We start from the raw sequence: 21,634 nt of genomic DNA on the forward strand, positions 1-21,634 counted from the left end.
ATGAATTGTATATCTTCAGGAAGATTAAACCCATTAAGCATGAAATTACAGTCCATTTTCTGTTTCTTATTGATCTTTTGCCATTCATTTACCAGAGCACAGGATAAACCTCTTCAAATCATTATGATCGGAGCACATCCCGACGACTGCGATATAAAAAGCGGGGGCACCGCTGCATTATTTGTTGCCATGGGACATAAAGTAAAGTTCCTGTCTGTAACCAATGGAGATGCCGGACATATGACGGAAGGAGGAGGAATACTGGCCAAGCGAAGGCTTGAAGAAACAAAAGAAGTAGCAAGAAGGCTCGGTATTACCTACGAAGTACTCGATAACCATGACGGTGAACTGTTGCCAACTTTACCTATTCGATTTGAGATAATCAGGAGAATCAGAGAGTGGAATGCTGATGTGGTAATTGCACCGCGACCAAACGATTATCACCCCGATCATAGATATACAGGTGTATTGGTTCAGGATGCTGCCTTTATGGTTGGAGTACCGAATGTTGCTGCAGACACACCACCTTTACGCAAGAACCCCGTATTTCTTTATTTCCAGGATAATTTCAAGAAGCCAAACCCTTTTCAACCTGATATTTCAATCGATATCACTTCAGTAATTGACATCAAAGCTAATGCATTGGATGCGCACCAGTCGCAATTTTATGAATGGCTGCCATGGATTGGAGGATATACCGATAAGATTCCGGCAAAAGTATCTGAAAGGAAAGAATGGGTTAAGCAATTAAGAGGAAATGGAATCACCCCTGAGGTAAAGGCAAGTTTGCAGAAATGGTATGGGCTTCAAAGGGCAGAGCAAGTCAAATTCTCTGAATCATTTGAAATCTGCGAATATGGCAGCAGACCTAATGAAGCAGAAATAAAAAGATTATTCCCAATGCTGGGGAAATAACAAACTCTAAGTCATGTAAAATACAGCACTTACTGAGGTTTCGGTCCGCGCTTGTAAATAATCAGTCCATTGAGAAAATTTCTCAGTATCTGATCACCACATGGTTTGAAATTTTCATGTTCCTTATTCCTGAAAATTGCGCCCAACTCTGCTTTTGTGATCTTAAAATCTACCAATTGAAGTATTTCAACAATTTGCTGATCGTTTAGCTTTAATGCCACCCGAAGCTTTTTCATGATGTCGTTATTACTCATTTTATTTATCTGGAGATATCAATTTTTATTTTTTTATTTTTTATTTTCTCGTTTTTAAGAAGCTTCAGCATAGAATCAATCTTCGTTCTGCTGACTCCTGCATAAGATGCAAAATCCTGAATTTCTATCAGTCCAAGTTCATCCTTTTCAAGCTTACCTTTCTTCATCAGTAATCCTGCCACATCAATTTTATTAACTTTATCCTTCCTCCCTGCCCCGATATAGACAGTTGCCCATCCTGTATTTTCAGGAATTGTATCCTGTTCAGGTAAAGTTTCCGCTTCAATATCATCACCTAAAAACGAAGGTTTCTCGTTTTCTGTCAGAATCACATACACAGTTCCGCCTGAATGCATACGGGCAGTACGGCCATTCCTGTGCAGAAATGCTTCTTCATTATGTGGTAATTGGTAATGAATAACATATTCAATTTCAGGAATATCCAATCCGCGGGAAGCAAGATCTGTAGTAATTAAAAGCCGGTAGCTTCCATTTCTGAACTTCAGCAATGCCTTCTCACGATCTTCCTGCTCCATTCCTCCGTGAAACACCCCATGATCCAAACCCATGTCTCCAAGCAATCCGCTGATTCTGTCTACTGCCTCTCTGTGATTACAAAAAACCAGGGCAGAATGATTACCAATCATACAAATGAGTGAAAATAATGTTTTCAGCTTATCCGGGGCTTCTGAAATTACAGATTTAACCTTCAGTCTGGGAATACTATTTACATCTTTCAAAAAATTGATCTCTGCAGGATCTTTCAGTCCAGTAAAGGCAGGGATCTCACCCATAGTTGTAGCTGAGGTAAGCACCCGTCGTTGAACATTACCAAGCTTATTGATAATAAAAGCCATGTCCTCTTCAAATCCAAACTCCAGGGCTTTATCAAATTCATCTAATACAATTGTATGGATACCTTCAGCTTCTATATTTCCATGACGGATATGATAAGCCAGGCGCCCGGGTGTACCAATAAGCAATGACGGTGCTTCTGTAAGATTATTTTTTTCAGTCCTGACCGGATGCCCGCCATAAAAGCAATTAACCTTAAATCCTGTTCCCATTGATTTGAAAACCTGTTCAATCTGCAATCCCAGTTCGCGCGATGGTACAAGGATCAAAGCCTGAATGCCTTTTTTGGTCTTATCCAGCCTGGTTAATAATGGGATTAAAAAAGCTAAAGTCTTGCCGGAACCGGTTGGCGACAGAATAACTGTATCTCTCTTAACCACCGAATCAATTGCAGCACGCTGCATTTCATTCAGAGCGGCAATCTTCAAATTCTTTAATATCCTGTCAATCATTTGCTTTTAAAAATACAAAGGTAGTGCAATTATCTTCATTCAGCTTTCAATAATATTTAATGAGGTTAAAGGATGCTGATGCAGCTTTTTTATTTATTTTCGTTTAACAAACAATAGATTAAAAACCAATTAAAATTAATTTAATGCAGAAAGCATATCTCCCATTACTGGTCCTTATAACAGCCCTTTATCTGAGTTCATGTCAATCGAGTTCAAAAACAAAAACTTCAGAGAGTTCAGATATTACCAAACCTGAACAAATCGAAGCAGAAAGCGAAGACAGTCAGAAACCGGATGGCCCAAAAGCCACTGCTGCTGAGATTCTGGCAAGACCTCAGGTACCTATTCTTTGCTATCATCAGATCAGAAACTGGACTTCGACCGATGGTAAAATGGGCAAAGATTATATAGTTCCTGTTGCTGAGTTCAAGTCTCAGATGAAAATGCTGGCAGACAGCGGCTATCATACCATTTTACCCGATCAGCTTTATGAATACCTGGTTTACGGAAAGAAACTGCCCAAAAAACCAATCATGCTGACTTTTGATGACACTAAACTGGATCAGTATACTACGGCAATTCCTGAAATGAAAAAATATGGCTTTAAAGGAGTCTTTTTTATTATGACTGTATCTCTGGGTAAACCAAATTATATGAGCAAAGCACAGGTTAAAGAACTTTCTGATGCAGGACACGTTATCGGTTCACACACCTACGACCATCAAAATGTAAAAAAATATCAGGGAGAAGACTGGGTAACACAAATTGAAAAGCCAACTAAAACCCTTAAGGAAATTACCGGAAAAGATGTTAAATACTTCGCTTATCCCTTTGGTCTGTGGAATAAAGAAGCTATCCCTCATTTAAAGAAAAGAGGATTCACGTCTGCATTTATTCTTGCTGAAAAGCGGGACGAGAATGATCCTCTTTTTACAATTCGCAGAATCATAGCCAGCGGATACTGGAATACAAAAACTCTTCATAATAGTATAGTCAAAAGTTTCTGATTGAAAATTCAAATGGCATAATCATGTCCAATCTTATTATATTAGAGGTTAATAATAAATTAAAATAAACGGAATCATGAAAAAACTATTAGTACTAACCCTGATAGCAGGCCTGTTTAGCAGCACTGCTTCTTTTGCACAACAGGACAAAAGCAAAAGACCAAGTCCGCCGGCAAAAGTTTCACAAACTTTGGCATCAGGTGCTGAAATTTCAATTGATTACAGTCAGCCTTCAATCAAAGGAAGATCTCTGAGCACCTTAGCTCCGGCAGGGAAAGTATGGCGCACCGGTGCGAATGAAGCGACTGTTTTTGAAACTTCAAAAGATGTAACAATTGAAGGCCGGAAATTAGCTGCAGGGAAATACAGTCTTTATACAATTCCCGGAGATAAAGAATGGGTTATTATCTTCAACAAAACCTGGAAACAATGGGGAACCGTTTACAAAGAGGCTGAAGATGCACTCAGAGTAAATGTTAAACCAGGCAAAGCTTCAGCTTTTACTGAAAAGATGACTTTCGAAATCGTTAAAAACGGAAAAGTATCATTGGCATGGGCTGATACACAGATTGAGTTTAGAGTTCGATAAAAATATTTACTATATTGAAGGGCTTAAGTGATAAACTTAGGCCCTTTTTTATTGGATACTATTTTAATTGAAATTGCAGCAACCCTCTATGAAAATAGTTTATACGTATTACCTCCTGTTCCTGATTCCGATTGTTTTTCTTTCTTCATGTAAATCAGGATCCTCAATCAATTCTTCCAAAAACAATATCGACTACCTGTACAATGACTTCAAACCTGATGAGTTTTACCCGGCAGGACAGGTTGAACTGCAAATAAAATCATCGGGATCCACAATGTATGGATTTGCCTATACAGCAAATGGCAAAGGGCCTCATCCTACTGTTCTTATTCTCCATGGTCTGCCCGGCAATGAGCGGGGGCTTGATATCGCACAAAATCTCAGAAGGGCCGGATACAATGTTCTGTATTTCAACTACAGGGGTGCCTGGGGCAGTAAAGGCACTTTTGGATTTCAGAATGCCGTTGATGATGTAAGCGCGGTTATGGATTATATTACAGACAGTCTGAACAAGGAGAAATTAAAAGTTGATACTGAGAAAATCGCAGTGGTAGGACACAGTATGGGGGCAGGAATAGCATTAATTGCCGGAACAAAGGATCCCAGAATTAAGGGTATAATAGGAGTATCAGTTTTCAATCCTTATACTCTTCTTCAGGGAGAATTGGCTGAGGGCAACCTGATAGGGTTGAAAGAGTATCTGCTTACATTGGGAATGCTGAATTGCAACCCGGACACCTTCCTGAATGATATCTTAGCTAAGATTGACAATTACAATATTGAAGAAATGGTAGCCAGGTCACGAAAGCCTATTCTGGTTCTGGATGAGCATCAAAACAACACCTACTTTACAAAATATAATAAAAGCAACACATTCGAATATAAAATCTGGAATACCGATCATGCATTCTCAAACCGAAGAATTGCATTAACCAAAGAAATTATAAACTGGATGGATACCAATCTTCTTAAAAAAGGAAGCGGGAAGAAAAATAAACGCAAAAAGAAGAACTAAAGAACATCTTCAATTTTGAAAATCTTCCCATTAAAATTGAATTCATATCCTTTTTTCTGTCTGATAAGTTTAGCTCCAATCGGAGATACTGCTGAAACGGCAAAGTAGTTATTCCCATCTGCGACAAGCTGCCCGCGGCTGATACTGATATAAAATTTACCCAAGTTCGTTATTACAAGGCTTCCGTTCTGAACAGTATCAGAAACCTGATTCTGATCAATAGAAAGGAGAAGGTTTTTCATCTTAACAGCCTCATCAAGCTGCTTTCGGTTTCTGTCAATCTCCTGCTGCATCATTTCCCGTCCCGTTTCATATTTATCGCCGGCACTGCTCTTTGTATCATCATTAGCAGATTCGATTGCATCATTTATGGCTTGTCTGGAAGCTTGAATACAATCTTCTGCATAATGCATGCACTGCTTATATAATTCCTCTTTAATCCTCTTCATTAATGCAAAGAAGCATATTATTTAAAGGTCTGACAAGAATGCATTTGCAAATATTTATGCTTAGGATTTCCTTAGCTGTTTCAGGATACTCCTTCCCCTGCTTTGAATGGCTGCAGTTCCATCTTTCAGTAAAAACAGAATTTGTTCCCTCAACTCACCCGAAATCCAGTCATATGTTGCTCTCATATTAAACAGAATATCCATGCAATTTACTTTAACAGCAACAGGTGTTTCAGGATTGATCATAAGCTCAAAGGTAGTTTCTATGAGGTTCTCCAGGTCGACTGTTTCGATGTAATGTCTATTCGAAGTCCCGGTTAACAGCATCAGAATTTTAGTAAAATGCCTCTGGCAGCTTAAATTCTTTTGAATGAGATAAACAGATAACATTAGCTTATAAGAGCTTTTGAACCTTTCAGGATCACTGTATATGCAGTATTCCAATATCCATGCTGCATGAAATGCTATTTTTTTATCCGGATACATACTCAATTAAATCCTTTACATCACATAAATCATCAAGAATTAACTGATTGATCTTCTTCTTACTCAAAGGCAAGGCAAGTTCCTTTAATAATTGCTCTCTGTCCATCTAAGTCAATCAATAGCCACAAATAAGCCGGGATTCCTTTCATATCCCGTTGAAAACCCGTACCTTTGCGCTTTATTTAAATTCATGATTACAGTATCAAATCTCTCTTTACGTTACGGAAAGCGTACACTTTTTGAAGAAGTAAATTTAAAATTTACTCCCGGAAACTGTTATGGCATTATTGGCGCAAACGGTGCGGGGAAATCCACCTTCCTGAAAATACTTTCTAAAGAGATAGACCCTTCAAGCGGTTCAGTATCATTCACTCCGGGTGAAAGAATGGCCGTTCTGACTCAGAACCACTATGCATTCGATGAGTTTCCTGTCATTGAAACTGTAATGATGGGACATAAAGAGCTCTATAATGTGATGAAGGAAAAGGATGCTCTTTATGCAAAAGAAGATTTTACAGAAGCTGATGGCGAACGTGCCGGAGAGCTTGAAAATATATTTGCAGAGATGGATGGATGGAATGCAGAAAATAATGCTGCTACCATGTTGAGTAACCTGGGTATCAAAGAAGAATTTCATTACAATTTATTGAAAGATCTGGATGGTAATCAGAAAGTGAGAGTCCTTCTTGCTCAGGCCTTATTTGGGAAACCTGATATTCTCCTGTTGGATGAACCTACCAACGACCTTGACATTCAGACTATAGCATGGCTCGAAGACTTCCTCGCATCTTATGAAGGAATTATTTTAGTGGTATCTCACGACAGACACTTTCTGGATACTGTATGTACCCATGTTGTTGACATAGACTTCAGCAAGATGAATATTTATACCGGTAACTATTCATTCTGGTATGAATCCAGTCAACTGGCACTTAAGCAGCGGGCTGATCAGAATAAAAAGAATGAAGAAAGAGTAAAAGAGCTTCAGGATTTCATTCGCAGGTTCAGTGCAAATGCATCTAAATCCAAGCAGGCAACCAGTCGTAAGAAAGCTTTGGACAAGATCAATATTGATGAGATCAAGCCATCTAACCGTAAATATCCGGCAATTTTGTTCAACCATCAGGGACGTGAAGCCGGAGACCAGATTCTGCAGATTGAAAATCTGAAAAAGGAATTGAATGGGGAGGTTTTGTTTTCTGGCATCAACTTCATGGTGAATAAAGGCGATAAAATTGCCATACTTTCAGAAAACAGCCTTGCAACTACTGCATTTTATGATATTTTAACCGGCAGGGATAAGGATTATAAAGGTACATTCAAATGGGGCGTTACTATAAACACAGCTGATATTCCAAATGATAACTCGGCATATTTTCAGGATAAAGATGTTAATCTGATAGACTGGCTGAGAGAATATTCGGAAGGTGAAAAAGACGAACAATTTATACGTGGCTTCCTGGGAAGAATGTTGTTTTCAGGAGAAGAGGTCCTTAAAAAGGCATCTGTACTATCAGGAGGTGAGAAAATGCGTTGCATGTTCTCCAGAATGATGCTTCAGCAAGCCAATTTATTAATGTTTGATGAACCTACCAATCACCTCGATCTGGAATCAATCACAGCACTCAATAATGGAATGAAAGATTTCAAAGGGGTGATCTTGTTCACTTCACGTGACCACGAACTTACAGAGACTGTGGCTAACCGCATCATTGAACTTACACCCGGTGGAGTAATTGACAAGTTGATGACCTACGATGAATACATCAACAGCGATATAGTAAAACAACAGCGTGAAGAATTCTACGCTGCAGTTTAATAAGAGTATCAGATAAAATGAATTGTCCCCAATAAGTAGATACTTTTGGGGACAATTCATTTTATCTCAACATTTCTCACTGTAACTTTGCCCGCTTTTTCAGTTCAGCTATGGGCATGGTAATCATTCTCCCAACAGGTACTTTATCTTTATAAGTAATCACTTTCAATTGTTTTGCATCAATTGGAACGATTAACGTTGTCATGTATTTGGGATAGAATCTGTCGGGAAAAGAATTATCAAAGCTGTAATAAATATCCAATCCATCGATTTCGGTGTTAAGATCAACTGTTAATTTATTATCTGTCGTTTTACCCGCTTTAAAGATTGGATCATACACAGCCGGAGCGTATTTAGTTTCTGAGAAATCAAACCGCTTAAAGTGCTGTTCAACCCGTGAAAAGAATTCAGGCCAGTTTTTATTACCTGAAGGGGACCAAACCGACTCAGCAATAGCCAATCCTCTTGGCCATGTCATATATTCTGCCTGACGGATATTATAGACTTGCTCAGTCCATAAATTAGCCTGTCCTCCCTTAATATACTTAGGATCTACATCTGCAGGAACAGGCTCAAATTCATAAGATTTACTTAATCTCAGAGATGCATAAACCCTTGGCTCGGAAATCTGATCAGACTGCATATAATCTAAATAAGCATAAGTAGTAGGGCTCATAACAACCTCATGACCATCATTTGCAGCTTCAATTCCGTATTTCATTCCACGCCAGCTCATTACAGCTGTAGTAGGGCTCACCCCTCCTTCTAAAACCTCATCCCAGGCCATCATTTTTTTACCTTTCGATTCTACGATTTTCTCAACCCTCCGGGTAAAATATCCCTGAACCTCGGTTATCTTTTTTATTCCCTCGCGCGCCATCAATGCCTTAATCTGACTATTATTCTGCCAGTAATTTATTGGGGCCTCATCACCACCCAAATGAATATAGTCAAACGGAAAAAGTTCAGCAAGTTGGGTAATTACTGAATCCATAAATGAATAAACCTTCTCATTTGCTGGGCAAAGTGTATTATCGAGTAATGCTTTTGGCGGGGCGCCACCCGACCAATCCATTATCTTTTCTCCGGATCTGACCTTATAATTAACTGCCTCGGGCGTACATGAGAGCTCAGGATAGGATGCAATAGCTGCCAGGCTATGACCCGGGACATCAATTTCAGGAAGAATATTTACAAAACGCTCTTTCGCATACTGAACTAATTCTTTAATATCCTCCTGAGTATAAAAGCCTCCGTAATTACGTGGTTCATCAGCACCTGGCGGAATAAAATCTCCAAACTCCCCTACTCTCTTTACATTCCAGGCACCTACTTCGGTTAATTTAGGGAAACCCTTTATTTCTATTCTCCAGCCTTCATCATCAGTTAAGTGTAAATGCAAAACATTGTATTTATAGCGAACCATAGCATCAATGTATTGCTTAACTTCATCCTTCGTAAAGAAATGCCGGGCAACATCAAACATCAAACCTCTCCAGCCAAGCTTTGGAAAATCCGTTATCTCAACAAATGGAAGAACCCATTTAACGGTACTTACGTGCTCTTTGCTTTCAATTTCAGGAGGAAAAAGCTGAATCAAAGATTGAACCCCATAGAATAAGCCTGCAGGTTTATTCGCTTTCAATAATACTCCGGCATGACTTACTGAAAGTTCATACCCCTCATTTCCCAGCTTCTCATTAAAGCTTTCATTCAGATACAGCTTAATTGTTGAAGAAGTTGAATGGCTTGTTTTGACCACATGAAAACCTGCTGCTCCACTTAATTTATCACGCAAAACAGAAATTGTATGGGCGATACCAGGAATATCAGGCGCTTGAATAACAACATTCCGGGGCAAAGAATAATAGCCCTGATTTTTTTTCAACAAAACAGGTTGAGGAATTATGAAAATATCAGCAGGTTGAGTTTGACTAAACAGTGTAGATGATAAAAGGAGCAGTGTTAAAAACAGACTTATTTGCTTCATGAATACGTAAAATATATTTCCGCAATATATGAATAAACCCAAATCGCACCAACTGATGCCAAACTGTTAGCAGCACCCTATAAAACAGAAAACAGTCTCCCAAATAAGAGACTGCTTTCTGAAAATACTGTCCTGCAATTTATCTAATGGTTACGACGGAAGCAAATTGTCCGCTGGCATCAAAACTAACAGCATATTTTGTAAGATTTGCATCAATCAATACAAGATAGCCCTTCAATGTATCATTTGCTTTAATTTCAAATGATTTCTTAAACACATAATTTGGATAGGTATTGCTTAAATAAGTTAGGGATGCAGCTGGAAGTGCTGATACTTCAATTGACTTTCCCTTTGCATGTTGGAAAGCAGGAAGCTGAATACGCTTCATAAATGCACCAGTAGCTGAGAATGCCGTTGCAAAATAATTCACATTCTTTGAAATAACTATTATACTCTGATCTTTGTTAACAAATGCATGCAACAGAGTATCAGATGAATATGCAGTTGACAGATATGCTTTTATTGCCACCGGAAGTAAACTAACAGCAATAGTATCACGCTGTTTTCCATCTCTGTGTTCAAAGCATCCACCCAGATGCCAGCCACCCCTGCCTTTCATATTTTTGCCTTCCCTAATCTCAAAAACTTTCAAGAATGCACCAGTGGCATCAAATTTCAAAGCAACAGGTTTATTGTTAAATTGAATAATTACAGCATAACTGTCAATTGCAGAACTGGATTCAATAGCAATTTGAAATGCCTTTTGGAAAGTATAACCAGAATAATTAGCATTCAGATAGGTTGCAATTGAAGCCGGAAGAGCAGTAAATTCCATGGAATTTTTTTTATTTCCTTTTTTACATGCCCCCATTGCATAAAGAGTATCAGATGAACTGCCTGAGCCTGCAATTGCAGAGGTACTACTAATTGTAATAGCCTCAAGTTTTGCAAACTCCAATTCATTATCTAATGTAAGCTTATCTTTCTGGCAAGAGCCCAGACTCAATAGTGCAATACTTAATCCAAGCAGGGCACTCTTAATGTGTGTGTTTGTCTTCATATTGTTTGTTTTTACTGTAAAACTATTTTGGCAAAATGAAGAGAAGATGATTTTTATTTATTTTTTTGCAATCATTTAATTTTTTTTTTTGAGAGCGATCAGTCAAAAAACTAAATGCGAATTATCCTAAACAGCACAAAAAAGGGCCCTACCAATGGTAAGGCCCCGATGTTAAAAATCAAGTTAGATTAGTGTCCCTGATGACCATCAGCACCATGAGCATGTCCATGAGCCAGTTCTTCACTCGTAGCAGGACGAACTGAAATAATTTTTCCGATAAAACGAAGATCCTGACCTGCCATTGGATGATTTAAATCAACAGTCACTGCTGAATCAGAAATTTCATGAACTCTGGCCCTGAATTGGTTACCTTCATTATCCTGCAAAGGTAAAATCGAACCAATTTCCGGCATTTCCATATTTCCGAACATATCCAAAGGAAGTTCTGTTATCGCATTTTCATCTTTCAAACCATATGCATCTTCTGCAACAAGCTGAAAATCATATGCATCACCTGCCAGCAAACCTGAAAGATTTTCTTCGAATTTAGGAAGCATCATGCCTACACCATATAAGAATACTAATGGGTTTTGTTCATCAGCTCTTTCAACGAACACTTCCTGTCCATTTTCATTGGTGTAAAGATCATAAGTTAGCGCTACAACGCTGTTTAATTGAATTGTCATTTTAATTAAAATTAAGTAAAGGACAGGACTGGACTTTTAATCCTGAACTCCCGGCGTTGTACTTGGGTTATCGATTTGTTTAATTGCGTCAATCACCTCTTTTACAGGCAATAAACAAGTTTTGTTTCGACATACATAGACTTTAGTTTCTGCATGCCATTTATCATTTAACAAAGGTAATGTTCCTGTCGTTCCCCCCAAAAGTATTTTGTTAGGAATATAATATTTTTCGATTTCTTTTCTCTTCCCATCACTTGCAGAGCCAGTAATCGCGATTTCATATAACCCAAAAATCTTATACATCAGTAATGATGCCCAGTTAGAATAAGCTGATGCATAGGTTTTAATATTAGGATGAATATTTCGCAACATCTGATCTGACATATCCAAATAGGTCTGATCATCAAAGAAATGGCCTAACTTAAACAGATTATTAGCCATAACCGAATTAGATGCAGGAATAACATTGTCCATCAATTCCAATTTTCTGGCTATCAGTTGTTCACCGCTTGCGGATGTATAATAAAACATTCCTGATTCCTGATCATAAAACTCTATGATGCTTATATCTGTTAAATCTTTGGCCTTTTTAAGATATACCTCTTCAAAAGTAACCTCATACAGCCCGATCAATGCCTCAATAATAAATGCATAATCATCCAGAAAAGCTCCCTTCCAATCATCATTATCAAAGGGATAAACTCGTTGAAGTCTATTGTTTATGAATAGCTTTTGAAAAATAAAGTCTGCATTTTTCAATGCCTTTTCGATAAATTTCTCTTCTCCAAAAACACGGTAAGCGTCGGTATAAGCTTTTAGCATCATCCCATTCCAGGCAGCAAGAATCTTATCATCCAATCCGGGTCGAACCCGAGAAGAACGGGCAAGTAATACTTTTGACTTCAGCACATCAATTTTAGTTTTCAATTCAGATGTATCAATGCCTAATTCAGAAGCAAACTCTGTATCGTCAAATTCCCGCATCAGAATATTAGTGTGCTCTTCCTCCCAGTTCCCTGCTTCAGTAACCTGATAATAATTGCAAAACCAATCTGCATCATCCCCCAGTATTTCAATCAGCTCCGATTTTGTAAAAGTGTAAAATTTACCTTCTACGCCTTCACTATCTGCATCCAATGCAGAATAATAACCCCCTTCCGGAGATGTCAATTCTCTTTCTATAAATGCAAGAGACTCATAAACTACGTCCTTATATAAACTATCTGGTGTATATTGATAAGCCTCTGAATAGAGCGAAACAAGCTGAGCATTATCATACAACATTTTCTCAAAATGAGGCACATGCCATTTCCCATCAACTGAATATCGGGCAAAGCCACCGCCAATCTGATCATAAATTCCACCAAATGCCATTTTTTGCAAGGTTACTCTGACCGCAGTATGCGCTGCATCATCTTTCATCAAATGAGCATAACGAAGCATAAACTGCCAGTTGTTTGGCATTGGAAATTTGGGAGCCCTGTTAAAGCCCCCATCCACAAGATCAAATGATCGTTTCCAGGGTTCAAAAATTGATAACAGATCCTGAATAGTGTATTCAACGGAGCCAACTTTCTTAATTACATTTTCACTTTGTTGAATTCCATCAGTAAGTCTAACCGCATATTCTATTGCCTCATCCGGCTTTTTCTTCCAGAATTCGGCAAGATTTTTCAAAAGATTTTTCCAATCATTCTTCCTGAAATAAGTACCTCCATAAATAGGACGCTGATCAGGCAGACAAAAGCAATTCAATGGCCAGCCTCCTGCTCCGGTCATTAACTGCACAGCATTCATATATATCTGATCAATATCAGAACGAACTTCACGATCGATCTTTATACAAACAAAATACTTATTCATTATTTCAGCCACCTCCTCATCTTCAAAACTCTCATGCTCCATTACATGACACCAATGGCAGGCAGAATATCCTATACTCACCAGAATCAGTTTATTCTCAGTCATTGCTTTTGACAAAGCCTCTTCGCCCCATGGAAACCAGTCTACAGGGTTATTTGCATGTTGCAATAAATAAGGAGATGATTGATTGATTAATCTGTTCGGCATATTATCAAATTAGTAAACAAAAATACGAAAGGTGTTATCAATTGAGGCAGTAAACAAAAAATGACCAATGAATTATTGAACACAGAGGATATTCAGGTATATTTCAGAATAAAGCATTAAATTTCATGATGAAAATTACACACACTGATATTTACAGATTTAGTATCCCAATGGAACCTTTTGTTATTGCCACAGGGACTATGGATTATGCCCAAAATGTATTTATTAGAATCCATACCGACACCGACTTTTATGGGGTTGGAGAATGTTCAGCGTTTCCAATGATTGTTGGTGAAACTCAGGAAACATGTTTGGCAATGGCAAAAGACTTCGCCAGGCTATGGAAAGGAAAAGACCCTTTGGATATTGAAGGCCGTATCCTGGAGCTCAATAATTTCACTGCACATAATTCAACAATAAAAAGTGCATTTGACATGGCTCTTTATGACCTTGCAGCTAAGAACGCAGGCCAGCCATTGTATAAATATTTAGGTGGCAAAAAACGCAGTATAGAAACAGATATGACTATTGGCATCGGTAGTCCGGATGAAATGGTCGAAACTGCACTGAAATACCAAAGCCAGGGAGCCAAAATTTTAAAAATCAAATTGGGCAAAAAGCCAGAAGTAGATTTACTGCGTATCCGCAAAATCAGAGAAGGTGTAGGCAAGGGCATGGTTCTTAGAATTGATGCTAACCAGGGATGGAATTTCGAAGAAGCATTGCATTGTTTAAATGGCATGAATGACCTTGATATTGAGTTTTGTGAACAACCTATGCGTACCTGGTACGACGATCAGTTGCCCGATTTAAACAAAAAAACCTCAATAAAGATTATGGCTGATGAAAGCTGTTATAATCATCATGATGCAAGAAAATTGATCAATTCCCAAGCCTGTGATTATATTAATATAAAATTTGCAAAATCAGGTGGCATTAATGAGGGCCTTAAAGTTCATGACATTGCTTCAAAAGCAGGAATGTCCTGTATGATCGGCAGCATGCTTGAAAGCCGGATTGCCTTAAGTGCCAATCTCCACTTTGCTTACGCCTGCCAGGGAATAAAATATTTTGACCTGGATACCTGCCTGCTTGGGCATTTAATTGATCCTGTAAAAGGCGGAGTAACTTATGAGGGATTTTTTCTGGATATTCCGGACACTCCGGGAATTGGCGCTGATGCAGACGATGATTTTCTCAAAACTTGCGAGAAATGGAGGATATAAAATTACAGTTCATGTAAGTAATCACATGAACTGTAATTAGTTTTTTATTTGCTCAATTCTGCAAAATACTTGTGAAAAAGAGGAATAGTTTCAATTCCCTTGTAAAAATTGGCTATGTCAAACTTCTCGTTTGGAGAATGCAAATTATCACTATCAAGTCCAAAGCCCATTAAAACAGTTTTAACCCCAAGTTCTCTCTCAAACAATGCTACAATTGGAATACTTCCCCCACCTCTTGTAGGAATTGGATCTTTTCCGAATGACTCAAAAATCGCTTTTTGAGCAGCTTTATAGGCAATACTGTCGGTTGGTGTTACAACCGGCTCTCCGCCATGATGCGGATTAACCTTTACTTTAACACTATTAGGGGCAATACTTTCAAAGTGATCTTTAAAAAGTTTCGTAATCTTCTCTGAACTCTGATTAGGGACAAGACGCATTGATATCTTCGCAAATGCTTTGGAAGGAAGTACAGTTTTCGCTCCTTCTCCGGTATAACCACCCCAGATTCCATTCACCTCCAGTGTGGGGCGAGTACCGGTCCGCTCCAAAGTTGAATACCCCTTTTCCCCCCATAACTCTTCTACTTTGAGATCTTTTTTATATTCTTCCTCATCAAATGGAGCTTTATTCAACATTTCACGTTCCTGAGCACTCAAGTCTATCACCTCATCATAAAAGCCTGGGATAGTAATATGATTATTCTCGTCATGGAGGGAGGCGATTAGCTTTGAAAGAACAGTAGCTGGATTTGCTACTGCACCGCCATAAACCCCTGAATGTAAATCACGATCAGGACCAGTCACCTCAACTTCAACGTATGATAGTCCACGCAAACCAGTCTCTAATGAAGGATGATCCATACTAATCATCGAAGTATCAGATATCAATACGACATCAGCCTTGAGTTTTTCCTTATTCTCTGATACGAATATTCCAAGATTACCGGACCCCACCTCCTCTTCTCCCTCAATCATAAATTTGATATTACATGGCAAAGTATTCGTCCTCATCATCAGTTCGAAAGCCTTGACATGCATATAAAATTGCCCTTTATCATCACAGGCACCACGTGCATAAATCTTTTCATCACGAACAGTTGGTTCGAACGGAGGCGTGTGCCAAAGTCCCAAAGGATCCGGAGGCTGAACATCGTAATGACCATAAACTAAAACTGTTGGCAGAGAATTACTAATAATCTTTTCTCCATAAACAATTGGATAGCCCTCGGTTGGACAGATTTCAACTTTTTCAGCACCTGCAGACTTCAACTTTTCAGCGACATAACCAGCTGTCTTAAGCATATCTTCTTTATACTTAGGATCTGCGCTAATTGACTGAAAGCGAAGAAGTTCAAATAGTTCCTCTAAAAATCGTTGTCTATTATCATTTACATACTGTCTGATTACGTGCATATTAATTGGTTTTGTGCAAAGATAGGAATATACAAACAGTACCCATCCTCAAAAATCCGTCAAGCTAGTTAATCCCAACTTGCCAATCTTTTATCAGCAGTCTTATCTAAAAAATTTGAATTGGAGAGACTATTTTTCATCAACAACTTTGTACTTTCAGCTAAAGAAATATTACTATTTTGAAACACTGAAATACCTAATGAGACAAATCCAGTTATTACTATTGCAATTATTATTTTCTTCATGATCCATTTTTTTGAGCCAATTTATTTTATTAACTAATACTTTAGAAGTCTAAACAGAAATCAAAAACTATTAATTATTTCTCGTCATTGGTCTTATCGGCATTTTCGAATTTAAAATTGAATCTAATTTAGTTATTTGATCAGCTTCCGTTCCCACAACATTATCAACTCCATTTAGGTCCCAACCTGCCCCACATCCTGTACACAAAATTTTCGATTCCACTCCATTTATTTTTTCTTCAACTTCTGGCTTCAATGATTGATCCTTTTCACAGGAACTGAACACCACTGCTCCAATAACAAATAAGGCAAATAATATCTTTCTCATGATTTTTGGGGTTAATTATACTATTGTTTATTATTTTATATTATATCTATATTGCATGCACATTAGTTAGCCGATCGTTTAAAATTTTTGTTTCTTAATTTTGTTTAAAGATATAAAAAAGGGCATAATAACTTGTTTTAAACTTGCAATCGAAATTTACAATGAAATTAATTTACATTTTCATTTCGGTATTTTTAGTCCTTCTAGATAATAATACTCCAAAAGAAGCAAAAAAATCCAATAATTCAACAGGGCAAATTGACACATCTTTGGTTATTAAATTAAATCAAGATGCCTATAACAACAGATTAACTAATCCAGATTTAACTATTATTCAAGGGGAAAAAGCTCTATTAATAGCTGAAAAATTAAAATACAAGACTGGTATTGCAGAAGCCCACAGGGTATTAGGAATCGGGAAATATTATTTAAATCAAATAGACTCCTCAATAGAAAGCTATTTGACAGCATTAGCCTTCTTTAAAGAAGAAAACGACCTTGTAGGACAAGCAAAAGTTTACAATAATATAGGAAATTTATATCGTGATTTAGACAATAAAAAATCACTATATTATTTCAACAAATCACTTAATATAGCCAAAAAACTTCAGATAAAGGAACTTATAGCAGGCCTATACCTTAATATAGGTACAGTAAATCAACGAATGCAAAATTACAGTAGAGCATTATTATTCTACAAACATAGTTTGCATTTATTCACCATTTTAGGGAATATTGTTGGAATTGTTCAAAGTCAACAAAATCTTGGATTAATTTATCTAAATATTCAGCAATTTGATACTGCCGAACAATATCTAATTAAAGCAAAAAAACAAGCCTATGAATTCAAACTCTATAACTCCATTGCAAGTATAAACTTGACTCTTAGTTCAGTTTATATAGCAAAAAAAAGTTTTCACAACGCAGAAGTTGCTATCAATGAAGGCATGATTTATGCCCAAAAGGTTAAAGATCCCAAATTAGTTTATAACCTAACATTAACTTCTTATAAGCTAGAAAACACCCGAAAAAACTATCAACTTGCACTTCATTATCTTAAAAAAGTATATCAGCAAGATAGTGTTACTTATAAGAGCAATGTCTCGGATAAAATTAGTCTATTAGAAGCCCAACACAGACAACTGGAAAAACAAAAAGAAAATGAACTTACTATTGCCAAACAAAAATATGCACAAATCTTATTTTGGGCAAGTAGCTTAGTGGCGTTGTTAGCATTTTTTGTTATATTTCTATTAGTTAGGAATGTGAAAAAATCTACGAATACAAATAAGGAACTAACACGCCTCAACCTCGAAATATCAAAACAAAAGGATGATTTAGATAAAATCAACCAGAACTTGGAAGAAATAATCAGCGAAAGGACAAAAGATCTAAAAGTAAAAAACAAAAAGCTTTCCGAATACTCCTCCCACTTGTCACATCAGGTGAGAAGTCCGGTAGCCAGCTTAAAGGGATTAATGCTTTTGGAAAAGGATGATCTGATTGATAAAGAAGAGTTCATTGAACAAATGTCTATATGTATACATGACCTTGATGACAAAATAATCAACATTAACGAAAATTTGAATAATCCTTCAAAACCAAGTTTAATAAATGAAGATTAAAATTATTTTTTGCCTTGATTTAATCATCTCTATATTCTCCCCTTCAAGATAAATATCCTGAGTATTCGGTTCCCTGATCCTTAATCTCAAATCTCTTTCTTAATTTAGCGCGTTAAAACAGGAGCAGATTTTGGATTATTTAGACGGATTAAATCCTTCACAAAGAGCAGCAGTCGAACAAACAGAGGGGCCGGTAATGATTGTTGCAGGTGCCGGTTCAGGGAAAACAAGAGTAATAACCTACAGGGTTGCCCATCTGATTAGAAAAGGTATTGATCCTTTCAACATTTTGGTTCTTACTTTCACAAACAAGGCGGCTAAAGAAATGCGGGAAAGAATCATGAAGGTTGTTGGAGCCGAAGCAAAGAATATTTGGATGGGTACATTTCACTCAGTATTTGCCAAAATACTCAGAGTTGAAGCTGAAAAAATTGGGTATCCTAAAAATTTCACAATCTATGATACCGATGACAGTAAGAGTCTGATTAGAACAATCCTGAAAGAGATGCAATTAGATGACAAACTGTATAATGCCAATTATGTTTACAACAGAATCTCATCTTCAAAAAACAATCTGATATCACCCTCCGAATATTCCAAAAATGAACATATTAAAGCCGAAGATTTTTCTTCAGGCAGAGGTATGATGGGTGAAATTTATCAAACATACGCTCAAAGATGCTATAAAGCCGGGGCGATGGATTTTGATGATTTGCTTTTTAAAACCAATGTACTGCTGCGCGAACATCCAGAAGTACTTTACAAGTACCAGAATAAGTTCAAATATTTGATGGTTGATGAGTATCAGGATACTAACTATTCTCAGTATCTGATTGTAAAAAAACTTGCTGCAAACAATGAAAATCTCTGCGTTGTAGGCGATGATGCGCAAAGTATTTATGCATTTAGAGGAGCCAATATTCAGAATATTCTCAACTTTGAAAAAGACTATCCCGATCTCAAAGTATTTAAGCTTGAACAAAATTATCGTTCTACGCAAAACATAGTTAATGTTGCTAATAGTATTATTGCCAACAATAAAAATCAGCTGAAGAAATCTGTATTTTCCGCGAATGAAACCGGAGATAAAATAAAAGTATGCAGAGCTTTCAGCGATAATGAAGAGGGAAAGACCGTAGCTGAAGCTATTGTGAATGAACAAGCATTGACGGGTGCTAAATATCATGATTTTGCGATCCTGTACAGAACCAATGCTCAATCAAGAGCTATGGAAGAGGCCCTCCGAAAACTTAATGTTCCTTACAAAATTTATGGTGGGCTTTCATTCTATCAAAGGAAAGAGATTAAAGACCTCATTGCTTATTTCAGACTTACATTCAATCCTAATGACGAAGAAGCTATAAAACGTATCATAAACTATCCTCGCAGAGGAATCGGCGATACGACAATTGAAAGGATAATGATTGCTGCAGACCAGAATAACTTAACTCTTTGGGAGGTTATTTGTGATGCACAAAAATATCTTGACTCCAGAAGTTCAGGCGCTGTTGCAGGATTTGCATCGCTTATACAGAGTTTTCAGGTTATGACCAAAACTCATTCAGCCTATGATACAGCTCTGCATATTGCTCAGCATTCAACATTATTGAAAGAACTTTATTCTGATAAGTCAGTGGAAGGTCTGGCCAGATATGAAAATATCCAGGAATTACTCAATGGTATAAAGGAATTCAGTGAAAGGGAAGATATTGAAGATCGGGGCCTTGATATTTTCATGCAGGATATAGCTCTCCTTACCAATGATGATAATGACAAGAACCCGGATGCCGATACTGTATCCTTAATGACCATTCATTCATCAAAAGGTCTTGAATTTGATAATGTATTTGTAGTAGGCCTTGAAGAGAATCTATTCCCATCTCAAATGTCATTAAGTTCAAGGACTGACCTGGAGGAAGAACGCAGATTATTTTATGTGGCAGTTACCCGGGCTGGTAAAAAACTAACTCTGTCTTATGCAACTTCAAGATATCGCTGGGGAACATTAACCAGTTGTGAACCTAGCCGTTTTATCGAAGAAATAGATGCCCAATATCTCGAACTGGACTTTAGACAAGCAACAAAACAGGGAAATCCTTTTTCTGGTGAAGAACGGTCGCCCTGGCAGCAAAAAGAGATGTTCAGTAAGCCTAAGCCAGCTATAACTCCACGTACCGCCTCCATATTACCGAAAGCCCACGTGCCCAGCGAAGGCTTCGCACCATCCGACACTTCGGGTCTGCAGGTAGGTATGGAAGTTGAGCATGAACGTTTTGGATTTGGTAAAGTTTTGAATCTGGAAGGCAGTAAACCCGACATAAAAGCAACAATTTTCTTTAAAGAATTAGGACAGAAGCAATTATTGCTAAAATTTGCTAAATTGAAAATTATAAAATAAAATCAAAATCGCTGATTTAAGCTTTTAAACCGCATATTTAAGCTGGCGATAATTTAAAAATACAATGACATTCGATTATAATACCACCAGGAAAAAGTTAATCCTTGCCGAATATGGACGTAATGTTCAAAATATGGTCAAATATATTGTTGATCTTCCCACTAAAGAAGAGCGCAACCGATATGCTCAGGTAGTTATTGATCTGATGGGGTTCTTAAACCCTCATCTTCGTGATGTCGCTGATTTCAAGCATAAATTATGGGATCATTTACATATTATTTCTGACTTCAAAATAGATGTGGATTCGCCCTATCCAAAACCATCTGAAGATGCAATTCGCTTTAAACCAGCACCTCTTTCGTACCCTCAACAAAGGATAAAGTACAAACATTATGGTAAAACAGTAGAACTAATGATTACCCGTGCTAAAGCGATTGAAGATCCTGCCCGTAAACAAGCTATGGTACAATCCATCGCAAATTTCATGAAAATGGCATATGTTACATGGAATAAAGATAGTGTAGCTGATGAAACTATTATCAAAGACCTCAGAGAGATGTCTAACGGTGCTCTGCATTTGGAGGAAAATGTAAACCTTCAACGTGTGGAGGTAAGACAAGCTTCAAATTCCGGACGTCAAAGAAACAGCAGTCAAAACAAAGGACGTCAAAACAGCAGCAACAGGAATAATTCAGGATCTAATCGTCAGAGAGGTAATAACCCGGGAGGCAAGAGATACTGATAAACCTC

At 37.5% G+C, this 21,634-nt stretch carries 20 protein-coding genes; 9 read left to right on the plus strand and 11 right to left on the minus strand.

Translation table 11 applies throughout. The features are described 5' to 3' along the window. The first annotated feature begins 39 nt into the window (after positions 1-39). A complete protein-coding gene (locus P2W72_RS13355) occupies positions 40-915 on the plus strand; it encodes a PIG-L family deacetylase (protein WP_276363422.1) in 876 nt (291 codons plus the stop codon). Between the two features lie 29 nt (positions 916-944). On the opposite strand, the gene P2W72_RS13360 is transcribed toward P2W72_RS13355, so the two are convergent. Beyond that, complete coding sequence (locus tag P2W72_RS13360) at positions 945-1,169, minus strand: DUF1456 family protein (RefSeq protein ID WP_276363424.1); 225 nt, start codon at positions 1,167-1,169, stop codon at positions 945-947. A 5-nt stretch (positions 1,170-1,174) separates the two neighbouring features. Continuing rightward, positions 1,175-2,476, minus strand: a complete 1,302-nt coding sequence (locus P2W72_RS13365) for a DEAD/DEAH box helicase (protein WP_276363427.1) — start codon at positions 2,474-2,476, stop codon at positions 1,175-1,177. Between the two features lie 143 nt (positions 2,477-2,619). Here P2W72_RS13365 and P2W72_RS13370 point away from each other — a divergent pair, with 143 nt between their 5' ends. The 3 genes from P2W72_RS13370 (at position 2,620) to P2W72_RS13380 (ending at position 5,087) form a co-directional block, all read left to right on the plus strand. Beyond that, the gene (locus P2W72_RS13370; RefSeq protein ID WP_276363429.1) at positions 2,620-3,483 is read left to right on the plus strand and encodes a polysaccharide deacetylase family protein; all 864 of its coding nucleotides are present in this window, start codon (positions 2,620-2,622) and stop codon (positions 3,481-3,483) included. Between the two features lie 76 nt (positions 3,484-3,559). Continuing rightward, entirely contained in the window at positions 3,560-4,072 is a 513-nt protein-coding gene (locus P2W72_RS13375; protein ID WP_276363432.1) for a DUF2911 domain-containing protein, read from the plus strand. Between the two features lie 88 nt (positions 4,073-4,160). Then, positions 4,161-5,087 (plus strand): alpha/beta fold hydrolase, encoded by a 927-nt coding sequence (locus P2W72_RS13380; protein WP_276363433.1) that lies wholly within the window; start codon positions 4,161-4,163, stop codon positions 5,085-5,087. Here the strand turns inward: P2W72_RS13380 and P2W72_RS13385 are convergent. After that, entirely contained in the window at positions 5,084-5,536 is a 453-nt protein-coding gene (locus P2W72_RS13385; protein ID WP_276363436.1) for a 3-oxoacyl-ACP synthase, read from the minus strand. The two genes, P2W72_RS13380 and P2W72_RS13385, sit on opposite strands and share 4 nt — an antisense overlap. A gap of 60 nt (positions 5,537-5,596) precedes the next feature. Further along, complete coding sequence (locus P2W72_RS13390) at positions 5,597-5,863, minus strand: hypothetical protein (protein ID WP_276363438.1); 267 nt, start codon at positions 5,861-5,863, stop codon at positions 5,597-5,599. Positions 5,864-6,212: 349 nt separating this feature from the next. Here P2W72_RS13390 and P2W72_RS13395 point away from each other — a divergent pair, with 349 nt between their 5' ends. After that, a complete protein-coding gene (locus tag P2W72_RS13395; protein WP_276363441.1) occupies positions 6,213-7,841 on the plus strand; it encodes an ATP-binding cassette domain-containing protein in 1,629 nt (542 codons plus the stop codon). A gap of 76 nt (positions 7,842-7,917) precedes the next feature. On the opposite strand, the gene P2W72_RS13400 is transcribed toward P2W72_RS13395, so the two are convergent. The 4 genes from P2W72_RS13400 to P2W72_RS13415 form a co-directional block, all read right to left on the minus strand. Further along, complete coding sequence (locus P2W72_RS13400; protein ID WP_276363443.1) at positions 7,918-9,831, minus strand: family 20 glycosylhydrolase; 1,914 nt, start codon at positions 9,829-9,831, stop codon at positions 7,918-7,920. Positions 9,832-9,970: 139 nt separating this feature from the next. Then, positions 9,971-10,891 carry a PepSY-like domain-containing protein gene (locus tag P2W72_RS13405; protein WP_276363444.1) on the minus strand — a complete coding sequence of 307 codons (921 nt, stop codon included), beginning with the start codon at positions 10,889-10,891 and terminating at the stop codon, positions 9,971-9,973. Positions 10,892-11,079: 188 nt separating this feature from the next. Continuing rightward, positions 11,080-11,577 (minus strand): peptidylprolyl isomerase, encoded by a 498-nt coding sequence (locus P2W72_RS13410; protein WP_276363446.1) that lies wholly within the window; start codon positions 11,575-11,577, stop codon positions 11,080-11,082. Positions 11,578-11,613: 36 nt separating this feature from the next. Then, a complete protein-coding gene (locus P2W72_RS13415; RefSeq protein ID WP_276363449.1) occupies positions 11,614-13,647 on the minus strand; it encodes a thioredoxin domain-containing protein in 2,034 nt (677 codons plus the stop codon). Between the two features lie 128 nt (positions 13,648-13,775). Between P2W72_RS13415 and P2W72_RS13420 the strand changes: the two genes are divergently transcribed. Beyond that, positions 13,776-14,873 (plus strand): dipeptide epimerase, encoded by a 1,098-nt coding sequence (locus P2W72_RS13420; protein ID WP_276363452.1) that lies wholly within the window; start codon positions 13,776-13,778, stop codon positions 14,871-14,873. Positions 14,874-14,917: 44 nt separating this feature from the next. Here P2W72_RS13420 and P2W72_RS13425 read toward each other — a convergent pair whose 3' ends face one another. The 3 genes from P2W72_RS13425 to P2W72_RS13435 form a co-directional block, all read right to left on the minus strand. Further along, a complete protein-coding gene (locus tag P2W72_RS13425) occupies positions 14,918-16,288 on the minus strand; it encodes a dipeptidase (RefSeq protein ID WP_276363455.1) in 1,371 nt (456 codons plus the stop codon). 68 nt (positions 16,289-16,356) lie between these two features. Further along, positions 16,357-16,533 carry a hypothetical protein gene (locus P2W72_RS13430; RefSeq protein WP_276363458.1) on the minus strand — a complete coding sequence of 59 codons (177 nt, stop codon included), beginning with the start codon at positions 16,531-16,533 and terminating at the stop codon, positions 16,357-16,359. Between the two features lie 70 nt (positions 16,534-16,603). Next, entirely contained in the window at positions 16,604-16,861 is a 258-nt protein-coding gene (locus tag P2W72_RS13435; RefSeq protein WP_276363461.1) for a hypothetical protein, read from the minus strand. Between the two features lie 161 nt (positions 16,862-17,022). Between P2W72_RS13435 and P2W72_RS13440 the strand changes: the two genes are divergently transcribed. From P2W72_RS13440 to P2W72_RS13450, 3 genes are all read left to right on the plus strand, one after another. Then, complete coding sequence (locus P2W72_RS13440; RefSeq protein WP_276363464.1) at positions 17,023-18,486, plus strand: tetratricopeptide repeat protein; 1,464 nt, start codon at positions 17,023-17,025, stop codon at positions 18,484-18,486. 130 nt (positions 18,487-18,616) lie between these two features. Continuing rightward, entirely contained in the window at positions 18,617-20,884 is a 2,268-nt protein-coding gene (locus P2W72_RS13445) for a UvrD-helicase domain-containing protein (protein WP_276363467.1), read from the plus strand. Between the two features lie 64 nt (positions 20,885-20,948). Further along, entirely contained in the window at positions 20,949-21,626 is a 678-nt protein-coding gene (locus P2W72_RS13450; protein WP_276363469.1) for a DUF4290 domain-containing protein, read from the plus strand. Positions 21,627-21,634 lie beyond the last annotated feature (8 nt).

The organism is Daejeonella sp. H1SJ63, from assembly GCF_029360775.1.
In the GTDB taxonomy this organism is placed as follows: domain Bacteria; phylum Bacteroidota; class Bacteroidia; order Sphingobacteriales; family Sphingobacteriaceae; genus Daejeonella.

Bases quoted from the DNA above. Each gene is read 5' to 3' on its own strand.
- P2W72_RS13355 (WP_276363422.1), top strand. From the start codon at position 40: ATGAAATTACAGTCCATTTTCTGTTTCTTATTGATCTTTTGCCATTCA.
- P2W72_RS13360 (WP_276363424.1), bottom strand. From the start codon at position 1,169: ATGAGTAATAACGACATCATGAAAAAGCTTCGGGTGGCATTAAAGCTA.
- P2W72_RS13365 (WP_276363427.1), bottom strand. From the start codon at position 2,476: ATGATTGACAGGATATTAAAGAATTTGAAGATTGCCGCTCTGAATGAA.
- P2W72_RS13370 (WP_276363429.1), top strand. From the start codon at position 2,620: ATGCAGAAAGCATATCTCCCATTACTGGTCCTTATAACAGCCCTTTAT.
- P2W72_RS13375 (WP_276363432.1), top strand. From the start codon at position 3,560: ATGAAAAAACTATTAGTACTAACCCTGATAGCAGGCCTGTTTAGCAGC.
- P2W72_RS13380 (WP_276363433.1), top strand. From the start codon at position 4,161: ATGAAAATAGTTTATACGTATTACCTCCTGTTCCTGATTCCGATTGTT.
- P2W72_RS13385 (WP_276363436.1), bottom strand. From the start codon at position 5,536: ATGAAGAGGATTAAAGAGGAATTATATAAGCAGTGCATGCATTATGCA.
- P2W72_RS13390 (WP_276363438.1), bottom strand. From the start codon at position 5,863: ATGCTGTTAACCGGGACTTCGAATAGACATTACATCGAAACAGTCGAC.
- P2W72_RS13395 (WP_276363441.1), top strand. From the start codon at position 6,213: ATGATTACAGTATCAAATCTCTCTTTACGTTACGGAAAGCGTACACTT.
- P2W72_RS13400 (WP_276363443.1), bottom strand. From the start codon at position 9,831: ATGAAGCAAATAAGTCTGTTTTTAACACTGCTCCTTTTATCATCTACA.
- P2W72_RS13405 (WP_276363444.1), bottom strand. From the start codon at position 10,891: ATGAAGACAAACACACACATTAAGAGTGCCCTGCTTGGATTAAGTATT.
- P2W72_RS13410 (WP_276363446.1), bottom strand. From the start codon at position 11,577: ATGACAATTCAATTAAACAGCGTTGTAGCGCTAACTTATGATCTTTAC.
- P2W72_RS13415 (WP_276363449.1), bottom strand. From the start codon at position 13,647: ATGCCGAACAGATTAATCAATCAATCATCTCCTTATTTATTGCAACAT.
- P2W72_RS13420 (WP_276363452.1), top strand. From the start codon at position 13,776: ATGAAAATTACACACACTGATATTTACAGATTTAGTATCCCAATGGAA.
- P2W72_RS13425 (WP_276363455.1), bottom strand. From the start codon at position 16,288: ATGCACGTAATCAGACAGTATGTAAATGATAATAGACAACGATTTTTA.
- P2W72_RS13430 (WP_276363458.1), bottom strand. From the start codon at position 16,533: ATGAAGAAAATAATAATTGCAATAGTAATAACTGGATTTGTCTCATTA.
- P2W72_RS13435 (WP_276363461.1), bottom strand. From the start codon at position 16,861: ATGAGAAAGATATTATTTGCCTTATTTGTTATTGGAGCAGTGGTGTTC.
- P2W72_RS13440 (WP_276363464.1), top strand. From the start codon at position 17,023: ATGAAATTAATTTACATTTTCATTTCGGTATTTTTAGTCCTTCTAGAT.
- P2W72_RS13450 (WP_276363469.1), top strand. From the start codon at position 20,949: ATGACATTCGATTATAATACCACCAGGAAAAAGTTAATCCTTGCCGAA.